This window comes from Polynucleobacter sp. MWH-HuK1 (assembly GCF_018881815.1).
Classification (GTDB): Bacteria; Pseudomonadota; Gammaproteobacteria; order Burkholderiales; family Burkholderiaceae; genus Polynucleobacter.
The window spans coordinates 231,576-252,039 of record NZ_JACVPP010000001.1; the positions used below are offsets into that span (position 1 = coordinate 231,576).

21 protein-coding genes are annotated in these 20,464 nt (G+C 44.7%); 16 read left to right on the forward strand and 5 right to left on the reverse strand.

Going from position 1 to position 20,464, the window contains the following annotated elements; all coding sequences use genetic code 11:
* The first annotated feature begins 20 nt into the window (after nt 1-20).
* Genes rpe through trpC form a run of 5 tightly spaced genes read left to right on the forward strand, consistent with a single transcriptional unit; the run spans nt 21 to nt 4,661 of the window.
* Nucleotides 21-746, forward strand: coding sequence for a ribulose-phosphate 3-epimerase (gene rpe / locus ICE93_RS01135; RefSeq protein WP_216184687.1), 726 nt, complete (start codon nt 21-23; stop codon nt 744-746).
* Complete coding sequence (gene trpE / locus ICE93_RS01140) at nt 746-2,251, forward strand: anthranilate synthase component I (RefSeq protein WP_216184689.1); 1,506 nt, start codon at nt 746-748, stop codon at nt 2,249-2,251. Before rpe ends, trpE begins: the two co-directional genes overlap by 1 nt.
* On the forward strand, nt 2,235-2,801 hold the full coding sequence (locus ICE93_RS01145; RefSeq protein WP_216184691.1) for an aminodeoxychorismate/anthranilate synthase component II: 567 nt from the start codon (nt 2,235-2,237) through the stop codon (nt 2,799-2,801). Before trpE ends, ICE93_RS01145 begins: the two co-directional genes overlap by 17 nt.
* A gap of 20 nt (nt 2,802-2,821) precedes the next feature.
* Nucleotides 2,822-3,847, forward strand: coding sequence for an anthranilate phosphoribosyltransferase (trpD, locus tag ICE93_RS01150; protein WP_216184694.1), 1,026 nt, complete (start codon nt 2,822-2,824; stop codon nt 3,845-3,847).
* Between the two features lie 10 nt (nt 3,848-3,857).
* On the forward strand, nt 3,858-4,661 hold the full coding sequence (gene trpC / locus ICE93_RS01155; RefSeq protein WP_216184697.1) for an indole-3-glycerol phosphate synthase TrpC: 804 nt from the start codon (nt 3,858-3,860) through the stop codon (nt 4,659-4,661).
* Here the strand turns inward: trpC and ICE93_RS01160 are convergent.
* A complete protein-coding gene (locus ICE93_RS01160; RefSeq protein WP_216184699.1) occupies nt 4,642-5,211 on the reverse strand; it encodes a hypothetical protein in 570 nt (189 codons plus the stop codon). The genes trpC and ICE93_RS01160 overlap by 20 nt on opposite strands.
* A 110-nt stretch (nt 5,212-5,321) precedes the next feature.
* Between ICE93_RS01160 and ICE93_RS01165 the strand changes: the two genes are divergently transcribed.
* Nucleotides 5,322-5,672 (forward strand): hypothetical protein, encoded by a 351-nt coding sequence (locus tag ICE93_RS01165; RefSeq protein ID WP_216184702.1) that lies wholly within the window; start codon nt 5,322-5,324, stop codon nt 5,670-5,672.
* Between the two features lie 77 nt (nt 5,673-5,749).
* Here ICE93_RS01165 and ychF read toward each other — a convergent pair whose 3' ends face one another.
* Complete coding sequence (ychF, locus tag ICE93_RS01170) at nt 5,750-6,844, reverse strand: redox-regulated ATPase YchF (RefSeq protein ID WP_216184706.1); 1,095 nt, start codon at nt 6,842-6,844, stop codon at nt 5,750-5,752.
* A gap of 94 nt (nt 6,845-6,938) precedes the next feature.
* Here ychF and ICE93_RS01175 point away from each other — a divergent pair, with 94 nt between their 5' ends.
* The 4 genes from ICE93_RS01175 to ICE93_RS01190 are packed head-to-tail and all read left to right on the forward strand — an operon-like array spanning nt 6,939 to nt 11,417.
* Nucleotides 6,939-8,159 (forward strand): FAD-dependent monooxygenase, encoded by a 1,221-nt coding sequence (locus ICE93_RS01175; protein WP_255554432.1) that lies wholly within the window; start codon nt 6,939-6,941, stop codon nt 8,157-8,159.
* Nucleotides 8,152-8,868 carry a DsbC family protein gene (locus tag ICE93_RS01180; RefSeq protein ID WP_216184713.1) on the forward strand — a complete coding sequence of 239 codons (717 nt, stop codon included), beginning with the start codon at nt 8,152-8,154 and terminating at the stop codon, nt 8,866-8,868. Before ICE93_RS01175 ends, ICE93_RS01180 begins: the two co-directional genes overlap by 8 nt.
* Nucleotides 8,869-8,873: 5 nt before the next feature.
* On the forward strand, nt 8,874-10,655 hold the full coding sequence (locus ICE93_RS01185; RefSeq protein WP_216184716.1) for a M61 family metallopeptidase: 1,782 nt from the start codon (nt 8,874-8,876) through the stop codon (nt 10,653-10,655).
* Between the two features lie 6 nt (nt 10,656-10,661).
* Nucleotides 10,662-11,417 carry a uracil-DNA glycosylase gene (locus ICE93_RS01190; RefSeq protein ID WP_216184721.1) on the forward strand — a complete coding sequence of 252 codons (756 nt, stop codon included), beginning with the start codon at nt 10,662-10,664 and terminating at the stop codon, nt 11,415-11,417.
* Here ICE93_RS01190 and ICE93_RS01195 read toward each other — a convergent pair.
* Complete coding sequence (locus tag ICE93_RS01195; RefSeq protein ID WP_255554433.1) at nt 11,406-11,702, reverse strand: hypothetical protein; 297 nt, start codon at nt 11,700-11,702, stop codon at nt 11,406-11,408. The genes ICE93_RS01190 and ICE93_RS01195 overlap by 12 nt on opposite strands.
* A gap of 1 nt (nt 11,703) precedes the next feature.
* On the opposite strand from ICE93_RS01195, the gene hemA reads away from it, so the two are divergent.
* From hemA to ICE93_RS01220, 5 genes are all read left to right on the forward strand, one after another.
* Nucleotides 11,704-13,020: a glutamyl-tRNA reductase gene (gene hemA, locus ICE93_RS01200; RefSeq protein ID WP_068320239.1), complete on the forward strand. Its 1,317-nt coding sequence runs from the start codon at nt 11,704-11,706 to the stop codon at nt 13,018-13,020.
* Nucleotides 13,021-14,100: a peptide chain release factor 1 gene (prfA, locus tag ICE93_RS01205; protein WP_216184723.1), complete on the forward strand. Its 1,080-nt coding sequence runs from the start codon at nt 13,021-13,023 to the stop codon at nt 14,098-14,100.
* Between the two features lie 26 nt (nt 14,101-14,126).
* Entirely contained in the window at nt 14,127-14,969 is an 843-nt protein-coding gene (gene prmC, locus ICE93_RS01210) for a peptide chain release factor N(5)-glutamine methyltransferase (protein ID WP_216184726.1), read from the forward strand.
* Nucleotides 14,970-15,075: 106 nt separating this feature from the next.
* The gene (gene grxD / locus ICE93_RS01215; protein WP_216184728.1) at nt 15,076-15,384 is read left to right on the forward strand and encodes a Grx4 family monothiol glutaredoxin; all 309 of its coding nucleotides are present in this window, start codon (nt 15,076-15,078) and stop codon (nt 15,382-15,384) included.
* Nucleotides 15,385-15,414: 30 nt separating this feature from the next.
* A complete protein-coding gene (locus tag ICE93_RS01220) occupies nt 15,415-16,689 on the forward strand; it encodes a DNA recombination protein RmuC (protein ID WP_216184730.1) in 1,275 nt (424 codons plus the stop codon).
* Between the two features lie 124 nt (nt 16,690-16,813).
* On the opposite strand, the gene ICE93_RS01225 is transcribed toward ICE93_RS01220, so the two are convergent.
* The gene (locus ICE93_RS01225) at nt 16,814-17,398 is read right to left on the reverse strand and encodes a phasin family protein (RefSeq protein ID WP_216184733.1); all 585 of its coding nucleotides are present in this window, start codon (nt 17,396-17,398) and stop codon (nt 16,814-16,816) included.
* Nucleotides 17,399-17,584: 186 nt separating this feature from the next.
* Here ICE93_RS01225 and ICE93_RS01230 point away from each other — a divergent pair, with 186 nt between their 5' ends.
* Nucleotides 17,585-18,910, forward strand: coding sequence for an MFS transporter (locus ICE93_RS01230; RefSeq protein WP_216184735.1), 1,326 nt, complete (start codon nt 17,585-17,587; stop codon nt 18,908-18,910).
* Here the strand turns inward: ICE93_RS01230 and ICE93_RS01235 are convergent.
* Entirely contained in the window at nt 18,907-20,412 is a 1,506-nt protein-coding gene (locus ICE93_RS01235) for a tetratricopeptide repeat protein (RefSeq protein ID WP_216184737.1), read from the reverse strand. The two genes, ICE93_RS01230 and ICE93_RS01235, sit on opposite strands and share 4 nt — an antisense overlap.
* Nucleotides 20,413-20,464 lie beyond the last annotated feature (52 nt).

The following is a 20,464-nucleotide window of genomic DNA, read 5'->3' on the forward strand; positions in this document are numbered from 1 at the left end:
CTGCAAGCTAAAATCTAGGGATGGAAAGCCAAAAAACATCCTCAAATAGCCAATTTGTTATTGCCCCATCGATTTTGTCTGCTGACTTCGCCTGTCTGGGCAAGGAAGTACAAGACGTTTTAGTAGCGGGCGCTGATTGGATTCACTTTGATGTGATGGATAACCACTATGTTCCCAATCTCACCATTGGCCCCTTAGTTTGCGAGGCTATTCGTCCATATGCGATCAAAGATGGCAAGCCAGCAGTGATTGATGTGCACTTGATGATCGAACCAGTAGATCGCATTGTTCCTGACTTTGCCAAAGCTGGTGCTAATTTAATTAGCTTTCATCCTGAAGCTAGTCCGCATGTCAATCGAACACTGAACCTCATTCGTGACCAAGGTTGCCAAGCAGGTCTTGTATTTAATCCAGCAACTCCACTAGATCATCTTGATCACACATTGGAGCTCATTGACTTGGTATTGCTCATGTCAGTTAATCCAGGATTTGGTGGTCAATCATTTATTCCAAGCACCCTCAATAAGATTGCTCAAGTTCGCGCGCGCCTCGATCACTACCAAGCCGAGACAGGTCGACAGATTCGCCTTGAAGTAGATGGTGGCATTAAGGTTGACAATATTGCCGAAGTTGCAAAAGCGGGTGCCGATACTTTTGTTGCCGGCTCAGCAATTTATGGCAAAGAAAATTATGCAAAAGTAATTGATGCAATGCGTGCTGAATTAGGAAAGTCAGGAAGATCCTAATGCAACGCGAGGAATTTAATGCCCTAGCTAAAGAGGGTTTCAATCGCATTCCTCTTATTAAGGAGGTCTTGGCCGATCTTGAAACACCATTGTCGCTTTACGTAAAACTCAGCCAAGCGTTTGGTTCAAAAAATACTTATCTGTTGGAATCCGTTTTGGGTGGCGAGCGTTTCGGCCGCTTCTCCTTTATTGGCCTACCTGCTAAGACAATCGTCAGAACCGTCGGCACACCTACTGCGCCGATTAATGAAGTAGTCACAAATGGAAGAATCGTTGAAAGCAACACCGACAATCCGCTCGACTTTGTAGATTCTTATTTCAAACGATTTAAGGTTGCGCTACAACCAGATATGCCACGTTTTTGTGGTGGCTTAGCGGGTTATTTTGGCTATGACACAGTCCGTTACATCGAATCACGCCTAACTAAACATCAACTACCTGATGAATTGGGTGTACCCGATATTCAACTCATGCTGACTGAAGAGTTAGCAGTGATTGATAACGTCGCTGGAAAAATTTACTTCATAGTTTATGCAGACCCAAGCATTAGTGATGGCTTTGAAAAAGCCCAAGAGCGTTTAAAAGAACTAATGACATGTCTTGGTAAATCGGCAAATATGCCTGCGTCTTTACCGAGCATCAAAACAGAACTCATTCGTAAATTTAAGGCTGCTGATTTTGAAAATGCAGTCCTTAAAACTAAAGAATATATTTTGGCCGGTGATTGCATGCAGGTTGTAATTGGTCAGCGTATCAGCAAACCATTTACAGATTCGCCGTTGGCTCTTTATAGAGCCTTACGCTCACTCAACCCGTCCCCATACATGTACTTCTACGACTTTGGGGATATGCAAATTGTTGGTTCATCTCCTGAAATTCTGGTTCGCCAAGAAAAACGCGCTGCCGAGAAGATTGTGACCATACGTCCGCTGGCTGGCACCCGTCCTCGCGGAGCAAACCCCGAGGAAGATGTGCGACTAGCCAAAGAACTCCTTGCAGATCCTAAAGAAATCGCTGAACACGTCATGCTGATTGATTTGGCACGCAATGATGTGGGTCGAATTGCCAAAACGGGCTCAGTCAAGGTAACTGACTCTATGTCTATCGAAAAATACTCACATGTTCAACATATTGTGAGTTCAGTAGAGGGCAATCTTTTAGACAATATGAGCAATATGGATGTATTGAGAGCCACCTTCCCAGCAGGCACCTTGTCAGGCGCGCCAAAAATTCGCGCTATGGAAATCATTGATGAGATGGAAATAGTGAAGCGCGGCGTATATGGTGGCGCAGTTGGCTATCTCTCCTTCTCCGGAGATATGGATGTAGCCATTGCTATTCGTACGGGCGTTATTCGCGATGGCATGCTGCACTCTCAAGCAGGCGCAGGTGTCGTAGCCGACTCTGACCCGACTGCCGAATGGAAAGAAACAGAGGCAAAAGCACGCGCAGTTTTGACTGCGGCAGATTTAGTACAAGGAGGACTTGATGCTCCTAATGATTGATAACTATGATTCTTTTACCTATAACCTTGTTCAGTATTTTGCAGAACTGGGTGAAGAGGTAAAGGTATTTCGCAATGATGAAATTACCGTTGAGGATATTGCCAAATTCAATCCTGCTCGGATCTGTATCTCACCTGGGCCATGTAGCCCAGCAGAAGCAGGGATCTCAGTTGAAACTATCAAGCGCTATGCCGGACAAATTCCGATTCTTGGAGTTTGCTTAGGTCATCAAGCAATTGGTGAAGCATTTGGCGGCAAAGTCATTCGCGCCCAAAAGGTAATGCACGGAAAAACCGACAGCATTCATCACACTGGTGTTGGTGTATTTAAAAATTTGCCCGATCCATTTAAAGTGACTCGTTACCACTCTCTCGCTATTGAGAAAAGCTCCCTGCCTGCGATGTTAGAAGTAACTGCAACATCGTCTGATGGGGAGATTATGGGTGTACGCCACAAGGAACTGGCAGTTGAAGGCGTGCAGTTTCATCCAGAGTCCATTCTTTCTGAGCATGGTCATGCCTTACTCAAGAATTTTTTACAAAACAAATAAGCAACCTTAACTACAGCGCTATGCCAATTACTCCGCAAGAAGCCTTACAACGCTGCATTGAACATCGCGAACTCTTCCATGATGAGATGACGGCCATGATGCGCCTCATCATGAGCGGAGAGATGTCGCCAGAGTTGGTTGCTGGATTATTGGTTGCACTTCGCACTAAAAAAGAAACGGTTGGTGAAATCGCTGCTGCCGCACAAGTAATGCGTGAGTTTGCGACCTCCGTAAAAGTAGAGGACCGCAGTCACTTAGTCGATGTCGTAGGCACAGGCGGCGATGGCGCGCATACATTCAATATCTCGACTGCGGCGATGTTTGTCGCAGCAGGCGCGGGAGCAAAGATTGCTAAACACGGTAACCGCAGTGTGAGCAGTAAGTCCGGTAGCGCCGATGTTTTAGAAGCGCTTGGCGTTAATCTTGCTCTGTCCGCTGATCAAGTAGCTAAATGCATCTCAACGGTAGGCGCAGGCTTTATGTTTGCCCCAAACCATCATCCAGCCATGAAGAATGTGGTGCCAATCCGCAAACAGCTGGGTGTTCGTACGATCTTTAACATTCTTGGACCTCTCACCAATCCCGCGGATGCAAAACGCATCTTGATGGGTGTATTTCATCCTGATCTCGTAGGCATTCAGGCTCGCGTATTGCAAGCCCTAGGAATGGAACATGCCTTAGTTGTTTACGGACGCGATGGTCTGGATGAGATTTCATTAGAGGGCTCAACCTTGGTTGGAGAGCTCAAAGATGGCGTAGTGCGTGAATATGAAATTCATCCAAAAGACTTTGGCTTAAATACAGCCTTAACAAATGGCTTCAAAGTGGCTAACGCTGATGAGTCCAAGAAGATTGTTCTTGAGGTTCTCGATGGCAAGCCAGGTCCAGCAAGCGATATTGTTTGCCTCAATGCAGGTGCAACGCTTTACGTTGCGGGCGTGGCAAAAGATATTACTAGCGGAGTAGGGCTTGCTAAGGCCGCTATTGCATCAGGAGCTGCCCGTCAGAAGCTAGACGAATTCGTAGCGGCAACACAATCTAAATAAGTCATTATTCATGAGCGATATCCTCGACAAAATTGTTGCAACTAAAAAGATTGAAGTTGCCAACTGTCTCAATAAAGTGTCGCTTGCCAATCAACGCGAGCAAGCCGAAGCAAATAATTTAGACGCGCTTCTGAAGCCTAGAGGCTTTATTCAGTCTATAGAGAGAAAGATTTCGGCTGGCAAAGCTGGTGTGATTACCGAAATTAAGAAGGCGAGCCCTAGCAAGGGAATCTTGCGCGAGAATTTCTTACCAGCAGAAATTGCCAAGTCCTATGAAAAACATGGCGCCGCTTGTTTATCAGTTCTAACAGATGTGGATTATTTTCAAGGCTGCAACGACTTCCTCCAGCAAGCTCGTGCTGCTTGCAGCATTCCCGTTTTACGTAAAGACTTCACCATAGACCCATATCAAGTTTATGAAGCTCGTGCGATTGGTGCAGATGCAATTCTATTAATCGTGGCCTGTTTAGAACTCAATCAAATGATAGAGCTTGAAGCCTGCGCCCACGAACTTGGTTTAGATGTCTTGGTCGAGGTTCACAATGCTCCAGAGCTGGAGCAGGCACTGGAACTCAAGACACCGCTACTTGGTATTAATAATCGCAACCTCAAGACTTTTGAGGTAACCCTGCAAACTACCCTCTCACTGCTATCTATGGTTCCAAGTAGCAAAACATTGGTAACGGAGTCTGGGATATTGGGTCGCGCCGATGTTCAACTCATGCGCGAACATCAAGTCAATGCCTTTTTGGTGGGTGAAGCCTTTATGCGTGCAGCCGACCCAGGCACCGCTCTTAGTGAGCTGTTTGCCTAACTTTTCTCAAGAGATCTAAGCAGTATTTGATTAACGAGATCAACAGTAGCGAGCCGAATACATCGCCTAAAAACATCACTACAAAGTGATTGACACTACCAGTATCTTCTAGGGCCATAGTAGAAAACCACCATTGATGTAGACCTGCTGAAAGTAGGGCATAAATCAAAATACAGGCTATTAACTTAGGAAAATTGAGGTTACTCAAATCTGATTCAAGCCGCAGATTGCTAAATACAAAATATCTGGCCAAGTACGGCGCAAATCCTGAAATCAATCCAATGCCAATACAAAGAGTTAATTCGTGAGGGAAGTCGCCGTAATAACTAATTAGAAAAGAGGCGATTGCAATTCCCAGGGCACCAGGCAAACCAAAAATCAAGGTTAGAAATAAACGTAAGCCGGCAGGCAGATAAATCCAATTTACCCCCAAACCAAATACCAAACTATTTGTTAGCCAACCATTAAAATAAAAGAGAAATGCGTACGCTATTGCACTAACAGCACACCCAATAAACCATTCTGAAGAAATTGTGAAGAATTTAAACATTGCAATCAGTATGGATTATTTTTAATTGATGTGCGTCAATTGCTAAAATCAATGGTTGGGAATACACTCATGTTAGCTCAAAAGCTAATATCCAATAATTACTATTACATATGACAACTCCAAAAACTTCTTCTTACATTAAGTTTCTTAATCTGATTGATGCTATTGATCGTATCAATCCAGGGAAAAAACTGGATTGCATAGAAGAAAGTTTGCTGGACAAGATTGTTGCCTGCGCTCATGCCAAACAAGCGATTTTGGTTGGTGATTTAATTTCTATTGCTGATCTCGGCTCACAAGCCACCTTGCATGGTCGTCTGAAAAATCTCAGCGCTATGGGTTATATCAAAATGGCAGCCAATGCAGATGGCCGCAAAAAAGAAGTGTTGCCCACTAAGATGGCCTTAAAGCGCTATGAAGAAATTTCTAAATGCTTAGAGAAAGCAGTTAAAGCCGTCTAATAAGCACTCGACTTCTTAGAGCTACATAAGCAAAAAGTCCTTTTCAGGGCTTTTTTATTTTGCTGGATTTGAACTGCTTAGACGTTAAACAAGAAGTTCAATACATCCCCGTCCTTCACAACGTATTCCTTGCCTTCAGCACGCATTTTGCCTGCTTCTTTGGCGCCCGCCTCACCTTTAAATTGAACGAAGTCATCATAAGAAATAGTTTGGGCACGAATGAACCCACGTTCAAAATCTGTATGAATAACACCGGCAGCTTGTGGCGCCGTATCACCCTTGTGAATAGTCCAGGCACGAACTTCTTTAACACCAGCGGTAAAGTAAGTTTGCAAACCAAGCAATGAATAACCCGCACGAATCACGCGATCCAAGCCCGGCTCTTCCATCCCCAGATCAGCCAGGAACTCAATCTTATCAGTCTCATCCAAGTCAGCGATTTCTGCTTCAATTGCAGCGCAAACAGCTACAACCGGTGCACTTTCTTTTGCGGCATGTTGCTTGACGGCTTCAAGATGGGGATTATTTGAGAAACCGTCCTCTTTCACATTCGCAACATACATTGCAGGCTTAGCTGTAATCAAACACAAAGGTTTGATCAATAATTTTTCATCATCACTTAAGTTCAAACTACGCACCGGCAAAGCCGAATCTAGATGAGCTTGAACTTTAGTTAGAACAGCAACCAAAGCGGCCGCTTCTTTGTCATTGCCAGACTTTGCAGCCTTGCTTGAGCGATTCAGGGTTTTTTCAACCGTTGCTAAATCGGATAGAGCCAACTCGGTATCAATCACGCCAATATCAGCAATTGGGTCAATTTTTCCGGCAACGTGAATCACGTTTGGATCCTCGAAACACCGCACCACATGGGTAATGGCATCGGTTTCGCGAATATTCGCCAAAAACTGATTGCCAAGACCTTCGCCTTTTGAGGCGCCAGCCACCAAACCAGCAATATCGACAAATTCGACTGCTGCCGGCAGAATGCGCTCAGGCTTCACGATCTCAGCCAGTGCAGCTAAACGGGGGTCAGGAACCTCAACCACGCCTACATTGGGCTCAATCGTGCAGAAAGGATAGTTTTCCGCTGCGATTCCAGCCTTGGTAAGCGCATTAAAGAGGGTAGATTTGCCGACGTTAGGCAGGCCGACGATGCCACATTTCAAAGACATGGCTTTATTGTAAAGGGGCTGGTTTCGATATCATCGAGTTATGTCAGAAGTTCACTTAAATTCCTTGCCCAAATCCTCAGGCCACCCCCCTCAAATGCGTACAGCAGACGTTGTTGTGATCGGCGGAGGCATTGCTGGTAAGGCTTGCGCCCTCGGTCTAGCACAACTGGGTCTGCAAACCATTGAAATAGCCCCCGATTTAGGACAAAGCGTTGCTAGCCCACAAGGCACCCAATGGGGCCAACGAATCTACGCTTTTTCTCCAAGTACTCAAAAATTGCTAGCCCACCTACAAATTTGGGATGCTCTTGATCATGGTCGTCTGCAGCCTGTCCGAGATATGCGCATTTATGGTGATCGGGGCGAAAAAAATGACCAACTCCACCTTTCGGCGTTTGAAGCAGGAACGCCTCAGCTTGCCTGGATTGGAGAGTCCAACTTAATTGAACACACACTTGATCAAGCATCACGTTTTCAAAACAAGCTAGAACGCATTAGTGATGTCGTAGAAAAAATCTACGTGGATGCAGATGGAAGTACTTTGCATTTAAAAAATGGTGGCAGCATCCGCGCACAACTGGTAATTGCGGCCGATGGCGCTAATTCCCCCATTCGCAACGAACTTGGGATCAGAGCTAGCGAAGAAAGTTATTCACAAAGCGCGGTGGTAGCAAATTGGCTCTGCACCTACCCTCATCTAGAAACCGCATTTCAGTGGTTCCTACCTGGTGGTGACATAGTTGCCATGCTGCCTTTACCAGGCAAACAAGTTTCCATGGTCTGGTCTACCTCCCCCGAGCGTGCAGCTGATTTATTAAAACTTGATCAAACCCAATGGCTAGATCAGTTTGCCTCGATTGCGAATGGCGTCATACTTAAGCAGTTGGGCGAACTTACCCTGAACTCCATACCAGCTGCCTATCCTTTGCGAAAAATTCGAGCCAAACGATTTATCGGGCCAGAAGCATCCCCAAAGGTTGTGCTCATTGGCGATGCCGCGCATGTCATGCATCCTCTCGCGGGGCAAGGCCTTAATTTAGGACTTCGTGATGTTTCTGTCTTACTGAATATTTTGGGTAAACGTGAGTCCTTCCGATCACCAAATGACATCGTGTTACTTCGTCGCTATGAACGTCAACGGCAAGGCGATACCAGCGCCCTTTTGTGGGTTACCGATAAACTGAAAAAACTTTTTTCTGCAAGCAGTAATACGGAACGACAACTTCGCAACTGGGGTCTAGGTCTTGTGAACAAAAGCCACTTTATAAAACAGCGCTTAATTGAACGCGCTTTAGGAGAAATTGATTTTGAATAAATTCTTATCTACGGTTGCTTTTATTGGCGCCAGCCTTGTTTGCGCTGGATTAGCGCATGCGCAACCAGAACAGCAAATCAAAACAGAAATTCAGAAGAAATTAGGCGCTAACGCCAAAGTCAAAAGTGTTTCACCAGCGCCTATATCTGGCCTATACGAAGTATTGGTAGGTAATGATATTTTTTATACAGACACCTCAGGCAAATACATAATTCAGGGTGAAATCATTGAACTTGCAAGCGGCAAAAACATTACTGAACAAAGGCAGGCAGATTTAAATCGTATTAAATGGAGCGACCTAACACCTGCTAACGCCATCAAAAATGTTCGGGGCAATGGTAGTCGCCAGCTTGCTGTTTTCTCTGATCCTAATTGCGGCTACTGCAAGCGCTTAGAAAAATCACTACAGCAACTGGATAACGTCACCATCTATACCTATCTAATTCCAATCTTGTCACCAGATTCTGCGCAAAAATCAAAGCAAATTTGGTGCTCAGCAGATCCATATAAGGCCTATATGGATTGGATGATTAACGGTATTACACCTAGTGGCAAAGGGGATTGCAGCACGCCACTAGACAAGAATATGGCTTTTGCCAAGACCTATGGAGTTACAGGCACGCCAACTTTATTCTTTACAGATGGCAGCCGTTTCCCTGGCGCGGTACAAATCACTGACATTGAAAAGAAATTTAATTCACTGAAATAATTATCATGAATAACGCCGACTTACCTGCAATTCAATATACGGTCTGGCCGGCTGATCTCCATGGTCATCGTTTTCGTGTAAAGCTGCACATTACCAACCCTGACCCTAACGGTCAGATTCTGCAAATGCCTGCCTGGATTCCGGGCAGTTATTTAATTCGAGATTTCAGCAAACATATAGAGTCACTTGAAGCATTCTCAGTGACGGATGCTAGAAAGAAGCTTGCAGTTGAGCGGATTGATAACGACCATTGGCGTTTACCGCCATCAAATAGCTCTATTGAAGTCTTAACGACTGTTTACGCATTTGATTCATCAGTTCGCGCAGCCTACCTCGATACCGAACGCGCATTCTTCAATGCAACCAGCTTATGTCTCGCAGTCAAAGGCCAAGAGCATTTAGCCTGCTCTCTCGCCGTCACTGCACCTGAGCTTGCTTTTGCAGATCACTGGATGGTGCAAACGACTTTAAGAGCAGCAAAGACTGACGAGCGTGGATTTGGTTTTTATCTAGCAAAAAATTATGATGATTTACTTGATCATCCTGTCGCTATGGGCGAGTTTCAACTAGTGCACTGGCAATCGAATGGCGTATCTCATCGCATGGCTATTCAGGGATGCAATCACATTGTCGACTCTAAGCGCCTATCTGAAGATCTTCAGGCAATCTGCAGCAGCACTATTGAATTGTTTGAACCTAAAACCAAGCGCGCCCCATTTAGGGAATACCTCTTTTTAGTGAATGCTGCACTGAATGGCTATGGCGGGCTTGAACATCGCAATAGCACTGCATTACTTTGCCGACGCGATCAAATTCCTCAGGAAAACACTCCATTTGAAGAGTCTGCATATAGAGAATTTCTAGGTCTATGTAGTCATGAATATTTTCATGCGTGGTTAGTTAAACGTATTCAGCCGAAAGCTTTTCAACCTTACGATCTCGCAAAAAGAAATTACACCCGCTTACTCTGGGTATTCGAGGGCTTCACCAGTTATTACGATGACCTTCAACTATTGCGCAGCAAGCGGATTGATTTAAAAACGTACCTGAGGCTCGTTGCAGATAACTGGAATGGCATCTTACGTGGTCCCGGACGTCAAAAGCAAAGCCTTGCTGATAGCTCATTTGATGCCTGGACTAAGTATTACCAAGCGGATGAAAACACCCCCAATGCAGTTGTTAGCTACTACGGCAAAGGCGCATTGCTCGCTCTTGGTCTCGATTTGCAAATCCGCGCGTTCTCTAAAAACAAACTCTCTCTAGATGATTTAATACGTCTCATTTGGCTCAAGCATGGCATCACCTTAGATGGCATCGCGGAGGATGGGCTGGATGACTTACTACTCGAATTACTGGGTAATAGTTTCAGCAAAATTTGGTCAGATATAAAAGCACGTTATATTTTTGGCGTTGAAGATATTCCATTGCAAAAATGGATTGGATCAAACCTCATTGCCGTAAAAATAAAGCGCCAATCAACACTGGAAAAACTCAAGCTGCAATTTGGGATGCGATATGCTGACGCGAATGGTTGGCTCAAGGTTACTCATGTGCTTGATGGCGGAATTGCCCAGGCAACAGGTCTAGCTCCTGGGGATTTGCTTGCTAGCGTTGATGGGCAAAGGGTAACCAGCGCACGTTGGGATAGGGTTTTAGGCAGCCTTTCTGAAAATACTCAAACACGCATCACTTTTTATCGAGATGATCTTGAGCATGAGCGCATGGTTTCACTGCAATCCGCACATGCGCCTACACAATACGAACTATTGCCAAAGAAAGATGTCTGATCAAAATTGAAGACACCTTTTTCAAAAGATGATATCCCCAGTGATTGGCGTGCACTACTAGGAAACTATTTTGAGTCGGCAGATTGGGTATCGCTAGAAAAGAATTTGCAGGCTGTTTTGAATTCTGATCCAGATGCGGTAAGGCCAGAACCGCAAAACTTTTTTAAAGCACTCAAACTGACTCCGGTTAACTCGGTTAAGGTCGTGATTCTGGGGCAAGACCCTTATCACTCTCCAGGATTAGCCCAGGGACTTGCTTTTTCAATTCCTGGGGAAATTGCAATAAACTCCCGAGAATTTCCCAGCTCGCTGCGCAACATCAGCAAAGCACTTGCGCTAGAAGGTTTTGGTCAGTTACACAGCGGTGATCTGCATGGCTGGGCCAATCAAGGTGTTCTTCTTCTTAATACTGCCTTAAGCGTCAGGCTAGGTGAAGCAGGTAGCCACACCAATTTGGGGTGGAAAAGTTTGATTGATCATTTAATCAATGCGCTCTCTAAATCTAAGCCGCATTTAGTTTGGATACTCTGGGGTGGTCACGCACAATCTAAACTGCCCTTGATTGAAGGCGGCAAAGACCAATTAGTGCTGCAATCGTCACACCCATCAGGCTTAGGGGTGTATAAAACAGATAAGCCTTTTTTGGAGCCCGGCGCTAAGGCAAGTTGTAATCACTTCAGCAAAACTAATCAGTGGCTTATTGAACACAAAAGCTCACCTATTCGTTGGGTAGAGGGCGTTCAAAATGACTTATTTAGTTAAAGCGGTAAACACACAAGCTACTGTACAAGAGGCAAAAATAGCGCTGGCCCACTCCAATATCTGCCCGGACTGAAAAAATCCTAAATATTGCCCTAAAAACGAGCTGCCAGCAGCCGCTATGAAGCCGAGCAAGAAGGCTACAAAGACCTTCCCGGGCCTGAAGCCCTGTGAGGGTCCGGGATAAAAGATCCAGGCTGAGGCCCCAGAAATACCCCCGATTACCAGAAAAGCTAAAAACCCCATTGATACCTCCATTAATGCTGCCATCAAATCTATAATTGCCATTATGAAGTTGTTGACACTCGGCATCAATCATCACACAGCGCCGGTCGCCATTCGGGAAAAGGTCGCCTTTGACCCTGAATTTCTTCAAGAAGCGTTGCACGATCTACGCCAACATTTAGTTGGTGCGAATCATGCTGGGCTGCCCGAAGCCACTATTTTGTCGACCTGTAACCGCACCGAGTTGTATTGCGCTGCGAATGATGACAATGCTGCGGGCATCTTGCATGAAGCAACTTTTGATTGGCTAGCAAAAACTCAACAGCTTGCGCCTAGCAGTCTTGAACCTCACATTTACTCACTGCCACAATCCGATGCAGTTCGACATGCCTTCAGAGTGGCATGCGGGCTAGACTCGATGGTCATTGGCGAGACTCAAATCTTGGGGCAAATGAAAGATGCAGTCCGTACAGCAAATGATGCAGGTGTCTTGGGAACCTATCTCAATCAGCTCTTTCAGAAAACTTTTGCGGTAGCTAAAGAGGTGCGTGGTTCTACTGAAATTGGCGCTCACTCTATTTCAATGGCTGCAGCATCTGTGAGACTCTCTGAACGCATCTTTGAAAAAATTTCAGATCAAAAGATTTTATTTATTGGTGCTGGTGACATGATCACCTTGTGTGCAACACATTTTGTTGCACGTAAACCTAAAAATGTTGCGATTGCTAATCGCACTATCGAGCGCGGACAAGAATTAGCAGATTCCATTTCCGCACAAGATGTAGAGGCTGAGTCCTTCAAGCTTTCTGAGCTACCTGGCCGCTTACATGAATTTGACATTATTGTTTCTAGTACCGCTTCATCCCTTCCGATTATTGGGCTTGGCATGGTAGAGAGCGCACTCAAACAGCGTCGCCATAAGCCGATGGTGATGATTGATTTGGCAGTACCAAGAGACTTTGAGCCAGAAATCTCCCGTTTAGATGACATCTATCTATACACAGTGGATGATTTAGGGGTCATGATTCAAACTGGCGCCAACTTACGTCAAGCTGCAGTAAGTCAGGCCGAAGCGATCATTGAAGATCGTGTTGGCAACTTTATGCATTGGATGCAGGGTCGCAATTCTGTTCCGCTGATTCAGGATATTCAACAGCAAGGTGAACGCTTAAGGCAGCTTGAACTTGAGCGTGCAATGAAGCGCTTGATGCGCGGTGATGACCCACAAGAAGTTCTCAATGCGATGGCCCAAGGCCTTACAAATAAATTTTTGCATGGTTCACTTCATGCGCTACAACACTCTAATGGCGCTGAGCGTGACGCCTTGATTAAGTTGTTACCTAAATTATTCGCCTCGCATTCCAAGCCAGAAGACCATTAGATGAAGCCCAGCATGCGGGCTAAGCTAGACCACCTAGACACACGCTTAGCCGAACTCAATTCCTTATTAACCTCCGAAGAAGCAACCAAAGATATGGATGCCTATCGGAAGCTTACACGCGAGCATTCGGATATTGCAACAGTAGTTGAGCAATTCGGGCTATACAAGCAAGCGGAAGCGGATGCTCAAGCAGCAGAAGAGATGCGCAAAGATCCGGAAATGAAAGACTTTGCTGATGAAGAGCAGAAGCAGGCTTTAGAGACAATGGAAGCGCTAGAAGGTACGCTACAAAAGCTCTTACTCCCCAAAGATGAAAACGATGAGCGTAACGTATTCTTAGAAATCCGAGCAGGCACTGGCGGTGATGAGAGTGCGCTATTTGCAGGCGATCTTCTGCGTATGTACACGCGCTTTGCTGAACGCCAAGGCTGGAAAGTAGAAGTAGTAAGTGCTGCTGAATCTGATTTGGGTGGGTATAAAGAAGTAGTCTTACGCCTTGTTGGTCAGGCCGTCTATTCGCGCCTCAAGTTTGAATCTGGCGGTCATCGCGTTCAACGCGTTCCACAAACAGAAACCCAGGGTCGCATTCACACCTCTGCCTGTACTGTAGCCGTGATGCCAGAGGCAGATGAACTTGAAGCGGTCAAGATCAACCCAGCCGAATTAAGAATCGATACTTTCCGTGCCTCAGGGGCTGGCGGTCAGCACATTAACAAAACAGACTCCGCGGTACGTATTACTCACCTGCCAACAGGGACAGTGGTTGAGTGCCAAGATGATCGCAGCCAACACCGCAATCGCGAGCAAGCCATGAAAGTATTAGTTTCTCGCATCATGGATGCACGAGAGCGCGAGAAGCATCAACTCGAAGCGCAGACTCGTAAATCTCTCATCGGCTCTGGTGATCGTAGTGATCGCATTCGAACTTACAACTTTCCTCAAGGTCGTATTACCGACCATCGCATCAATCTCACTCTATACAAAATTGATGCAATGATGGATGGTGATTTAGACGATCTGTGTAATGCCCTTGCCTCGGAGCATCAAGCTGAATTGCTTGCCGCCCTTGGTGAGAACTAAGTCTTCGATTGGTGATCCGAGAAACTGTGAGTGCAAATTTAAGCCTACGTGCTCTATTGAGAGACTCGTCACTTGCATCTGCTGATGCAAAAGTGCTTATGGCACATGTTCTGGAAAAACATTACCATCTTCCACGCTCCGCCCTACTATCACGTAATGAATTAGAGCTTAATGACATTGCGCTTGAAGAATGGAAAAAACTAGAATCCAAGAGACTGCAAGGTGAACCAGTTGCCTATCTGATTGGTAAAAGAGGTTTTCACAACATTGAACTTTATGTTGCTCCGGGCGTTTTGATTCCGCGCCCAGAGACAGAAATTCTTGTAGAAATTGGCCTACAAGAAATAAAGCGCTTAAACACTCCAGTAAGTATTTTGGATCTTGGCACAGGCTCTGGCGCAATTGCCCTAGCGATTGCAAGTGATGCCCCTCAGGCCATTGTTACCGCCACCGATCAGTCTACCGAGGCACTAGATATAGCCAAATCTAATGCCAAACAATTAAACATTGCGGATCGTGTGCAGTTTTTCCAAGGCAGCTGGTATGAAGCCTTGGAAGGTGATGCCTCTTTTGACGTAATCTTGAGTAATCCACCGTATATTGCCTCTCAAGATTCGCACTTAAACCAGGGAGACTTACGTTTTGAGCCTCTTTCAGCGCTTACCGATCATGGCACGGGACTTAGCTGCCTAGCAGCTATTATTTCTGGGGCTCAGAAGCGCCTAAAGCCAAATGGATTGATTGCGGTAGAGCATGGTTTTGACCAATCAGAAGCAGTTGTTTCACTGATGAAACTAGCGTTTTTGCGCGATATTCAAACCCATGTGGATTTGGGCGGTCATTACCGTGTTGCATCAGCCAGAAAATAAGGTCAAATAACCTTTTTTCGCATTAAGTCTTAAAATCAATTGAACCTGATTTTCAAACTGTCTTAGCAATAAGACCGCTGCAGTAGAAATTTATTAGAAAGAATGTATGGACACTCAAGCTCAAATTAAAGAAATCGTTACTAACCACCCAGTTGTTCTATTCATGAAGGGAACTGCACAGTTTCCGCAATGTGGCTTCTCCGGAAATGCTGTGAATATTCTACGCGCTAGTGGCGTAGAAAAACTCCACACTGTAAATGTTCTCGAAGACGCAGCTATTCGTCAAGGGATCAAAGAATATGCAAACTGGCCAACTATTCCACAGCTCTACATCAATGGTGAATTTATTGGTGGCTCCGACATCATGACTGAAATGTTTCAGTCTGGCGAACTCCAAAAGCTTGTCAAAGCTTAACTACTGTTTTTGTAGAGGACTATTAACGCTGTGAGTTTTGATTTAAGCTCTCTTCTACTGTTTGGCCTGCCATTGGGATTATGCGCAGGCCTTTTAGTTTATGCACTTAACTTACGCTCCGCTCTTGCTCGCCTTGAGCTCCAGGCCCAGACTGAGATTGCGCTAACCCAAAGCCTTCGCATCGAACGTGATCAAGCTTTGCAAAATGCAATACGCCTAGAAGCTGAATTAGATTCAGAGCGCAAACAAGGTTTAGGCAGAATTGAGTCACTCAATGAAGCAAAAGAGGCGCTGACAAATCAGTTTAAGAATTTAGCCAATGAAATCTTGGAAGATAAATCCAAGCGCTTTACCGAACAAAATGCAGCAAGCTTAGACGCCCTTCTTAAACCTTTGCAAACCAAACTCACTGAATTTAAAGAGCAAGTAAGCAGCTCCTATGGCAACGAAGCTCGCGAGCGCCATGCCCTGAAGAGTGAAATTGAGCGCTTAGCCAATCTGAATCTTCGCATGTCAGATGAAACACGATCCCTAACTCAAGCATTAAAGGGCGACTCCAAGGTTCAAGGGAATTGGGGTGAGCTAGTGCTGGAATCCATCCTGGAATCTTCTGGCCTACGCAAGGGAGAAGAGTACATAGTTCAGGATAGCCATACACAGAGCGATGGCTCACGCCTGCAGCCAGACGTTGTTATCAAGCTGCCCGAGGGCAGAAGCCTAGTTGTTGATAGCAAGGTATCAATTTCGGCTTATGCCAGACATGCCGAAACCAAAGACCCTTTAGCAGCTGAGCAAGAGCTAGCTGCTCATATACAGTCTTTGCGTCAACACATTCAAGGTCTTTCTGGCAAGAACTACAGCTCCCTCTATGGGGTAGGCTCAGTGGACTTTGTTTTAATGTTTGTGCCAATTGAACCGGCATTCTTGCTGGCATTAAAAACTGCTCCAAACTTATATCAAGAGGCTCTAGCTAAGAATATTGTTTTGGTTTGCCCAAGCACTTTAATGGCTACATTGAGAACAGTTGCCCATCTCTGGCGACAAGACCATCAAAATCGCAATGCATTGGAGATCGCAAAACAGTGTGGCAATCTTTACGATAAATTTGTTGGCTTTGTAGATGACTTAGAGAAGTTAGGTCAACGCTTGGATCAAGCGCAAACAAGCTATCACGATGCTTTTAATAAACTAAGAACTGGTAAGGGCAATCTCATTCGCTCCGCTGAAAAAGTTCGTGAGTTAGGCGTCAAACCCAGCAAGAGCTTGGCTTCGCCACTAATTGAATCATCTTCAGACTTTGAATAATTCCAACTATCTGTTTTAGCGAATGTTTAAAAGACTGGGACAAATAAAAATCCCGCCTAGTTTGCACTAAGCGGGATTTTTTCATAAGACTTACTACTAAATCTAGTTCTGAATAAGCTCTAAATTAAGCAGCTTTGCGTCTACGTGATGCAGGAGTAGCAGATTTTTTAACATGGGCAATTTGACCTTGCACTGTTTCAATTGCTTGATCAGCTGTTTTCTCTACACTAGCAAATGCTTCTTTACTAGCAGCGCGGAACTGCTCAAAACCTTGTAATGCACTACCGTATACAGTCTTAAATGAAGATAAGAAAGCATCGGAACCAGCAGGTGCATTAGCAGCAACTGCATTGATCCAATCTTGGAATCCATCTTGCAATTGGTCGATGCTTGCATCAACAACATTTACGAACTCTTTATTGCCATCACGCAATACTTTGCTTACTTTCTTTTGGTAAGCAACTGCTTGATTGCCAGCAGCTTGCAAAGAATCAGCGGTAAAAATTTCACTAACTTGCTTTGGATCTTTTGCAGTCAATACCTGCTGAATGCTGTCTTGTGTATTTACCAATGCATCTTTAGAAGCGGCGAAGTTCAGCTCAGCCAATTTTTGAGCATTTTCCAAAGCAGCTTCGCTCAAAGAAAATGTAGCCTGAAGGCCTTTGCTATTAATTTGGGACAATTTAGCGGTGATTTGTTCTTGGTTCATGTATTTCTCCAGAAATTAAGTGGTACAACTGTCAATTAAGTGCATTTAAGGAGATTTAAGACGCCTTAAATATTGCACTGCACCATAAAACTGTAACTGAATGAAAATGACAAATCAAGAAGTATTTGTTGCTTTGCAGCAAATAAATCATTTTTGAGTAATAAACATAATTAAATCAATAACTTAATGCAAATTCAGAATTCCCATTCCTATCGAAAAGTAGCAATTGCAGCCTGCTTTGGCACCTTTCTAGAGTGGTATGACTTTTTAACCTTTGCCACTCTGGCCGTTATTTTTGCCCCTCTATTCTTTCCATCCACAGACCCTAATACGGCCCTTTTGGCGAGCTTAGCGACCTTTGGAGCAGGAATGGTGGTGAGACCCATTGGAGCAGCGCTATTTGGCTCCATGGGCGATCGTATTGGCCGAAGACCCGTATTTATGATCACCATTGCTTTAATGGGTATCGCAACCGTGAGCGTGGGCTTTTTGCCCACCTATGCTCAAGCAGGCATTTGGGCCCCCATCTTCCTGGTCAGCCTTCGCTTACTTCAAGGGCTATCTGCAGGCGGGGAGATTGGCGGGAGTGCTGTCTACCTCACTGAACACGCAGGCAACGAAAGCAGAGGATTTAAGACAAGCTTTTTACAACTCATGGGCCCGCTAGGAATCTTATTTTCAACATTGCAAATTGCCTTGCTCAGAAACTACTTAACACCTGAAGAATTTCAGGCGTGGGGTTGGCGAGTACCATTCTGGGTTTCCATTGTTTTACTGATGATCGCTTTTAAAGCTCGCATGGCTCTTGAAGAAACCCCAGTATTTTTGGAGCTTTCTAAAAACAAACAGAATGCTACAAATCCTCTGCTTACCAATTTTCGCGATTCGGACACTCGCAAAAGAATGTTTTTACTTTTTTTCTGCATTTCATCTGGTGGCGCCGTTCTATTCTTCTGTGTTCAGGTTTACACCGCGATCTTTTTGAAGACATCAGTCAAGTTAGCACCAGAAATGGTTGATCAACTAAGTCTTTATGCAACTTTATGTCTTTTACCTTTAACAGTTTTTGCGGGATGGCTATCAGATAAGATGGGTCGTAAACCAGTGGTGGTAAGCGGCCTTCTTTTGGGAGCACTCACCATCCTTCCAACGTTTCATGCACTTCAGTATTTTGGCGCGCAATATCTACAACTCAGCCATCAAGAAAATATTCTATTTATTGGTTTACTGCTTACTTGTTTATCTCTTGCGCTGGCTTTAGTAGTGGGTCCACAGACCGCACTGCTAGCAGAACTATTTCCAGCAAAATCACGTAATAGTGCTGCAACCCTTCCACATAACCTAGCGGCTGGATGGGTAGGGGGCTTACTCCCTCTGATAGTCACTTGGCTAAATCAACAATGGGGAACGGCTACGACTGGCCTGTGGTACCCCACAATTTTTCTTGCAAGCGCAGGTATTGCGGCACTCTTCTATTTGCCGGAAACTAAAACGGTTAATCTCAACAATTAAAGCGTGGCATGCTTCCTATGGGCTAGGCTATTCAATTCACGCCTAACGCGCTCAATCACCTCATCCCAGTTTCCCGGCTGTTTTTGATGAAAGATTTTTGCTGTTGGATACCAAGGACTATGCTCCTTACCGCTCAACCAACGCCAACAAGAATCATAGCGATTAAGAATCCAAACTGGCCTACCGAGCGCTCCTGCCAAGTGCGCCGATGAGGTATCAACTGAAATAATGAGATCTAAACACCCCATAAGCGCAGCTGTATCTTCGAAGTCGTTGAGGGAATATACGCAATTAATAAGATCCGGCCAAATATGATGTTTTCTGGCAATCAATTCTGATTCAGCAGGCTCACCCTTTTGCAGACTATAAAAATCAATGTCCGGCACATCCTTCAATGCTGCAATTTGATCTAATTCAATATTACGCCGCTTATTAACCGCCCATAGCTCTGGATGATCAACCCTAAAACCGCCATTCCAAATAAGACCCACACGAAGATTTTGCTTATTCCCGATTTCTTTTTCAAAAAGATGCTTCCGCGCTTCATTCAACTCTAAATAAGGGATCTGATTAGGAATTGAATCGAGGTCCGTATTAAACAATAGCGGCAAGCTTAATAAAGGGGAGTGAAAGTCAAACTCATCTTTGCCCCCCTTGTTAATAACAACCAGTTTGCAGAACTTTTTTAATGCTCCCAATACATTAACAAGAGCAGCAGGCACCCCAAATGTGATCTGTGCTCCTAACTCAAATAGAGGCTGTATATAACGGCAAAACTGCAAGGTGTCGCCCAAGCCCTGCTCTGACCATATAAAAACTTTTTTACCTGCAATATTTTCGAGGTTTTCTAGTCTTGGTTTATTAGCATATTGAAACTGCAGTGGGATTGACTTAAACCAACGCGCCTCATAATTCTGCCAACCGTTTTGATATTCGCCATAATTCAATTGGGTTAGCGCCTTATGCCAATAGGCATCCACATAGTTGGGATTAATTGCAGTAGCTTGATCAAAGCATTGAATAGCCTCATGGGGGTGACCGAGTAAGGCAAGGGCATTCCCTTTATTGCTATAGGCCTCTGCATATTTAGGGTTTAGTGAAATGGCTTTGTCATACCACTCCAGAGCATCTTCGTAACGGTATAACTCCTGAAGAATATTCCCTTTATTGCTATAGGCCTCTACGTAAGCAGGCGCAAGTTTAATGGCTGCCTCCATAGAATCCAGAGCCTCTTCATGTCGAGCAAGCTCTTTTAAGATGTTTCCTCGATTACTGTAAGCAACCCCATTCTTAGGGTCTAATGCAATCGCTTGATCAATAAGCATTAGCGCATCCTGAAACTTAAATTGCAATGCTAAATTTACAGACATTATGCGCAAAATTTCTGGATCCTTTGGGGAGCAAATCAAGGCTTTATCGAGCAATGTCTGCGCCTTATCAAACTCCTTCAATTGAAGGTGGTGCATTGCATTATTAAGAAGTAGTTGTGCTTCAAAATTCATCTGCAAATTCTCAATTTATTAAATGTCGCAAAAATAAGGCTAAATTAGAAGC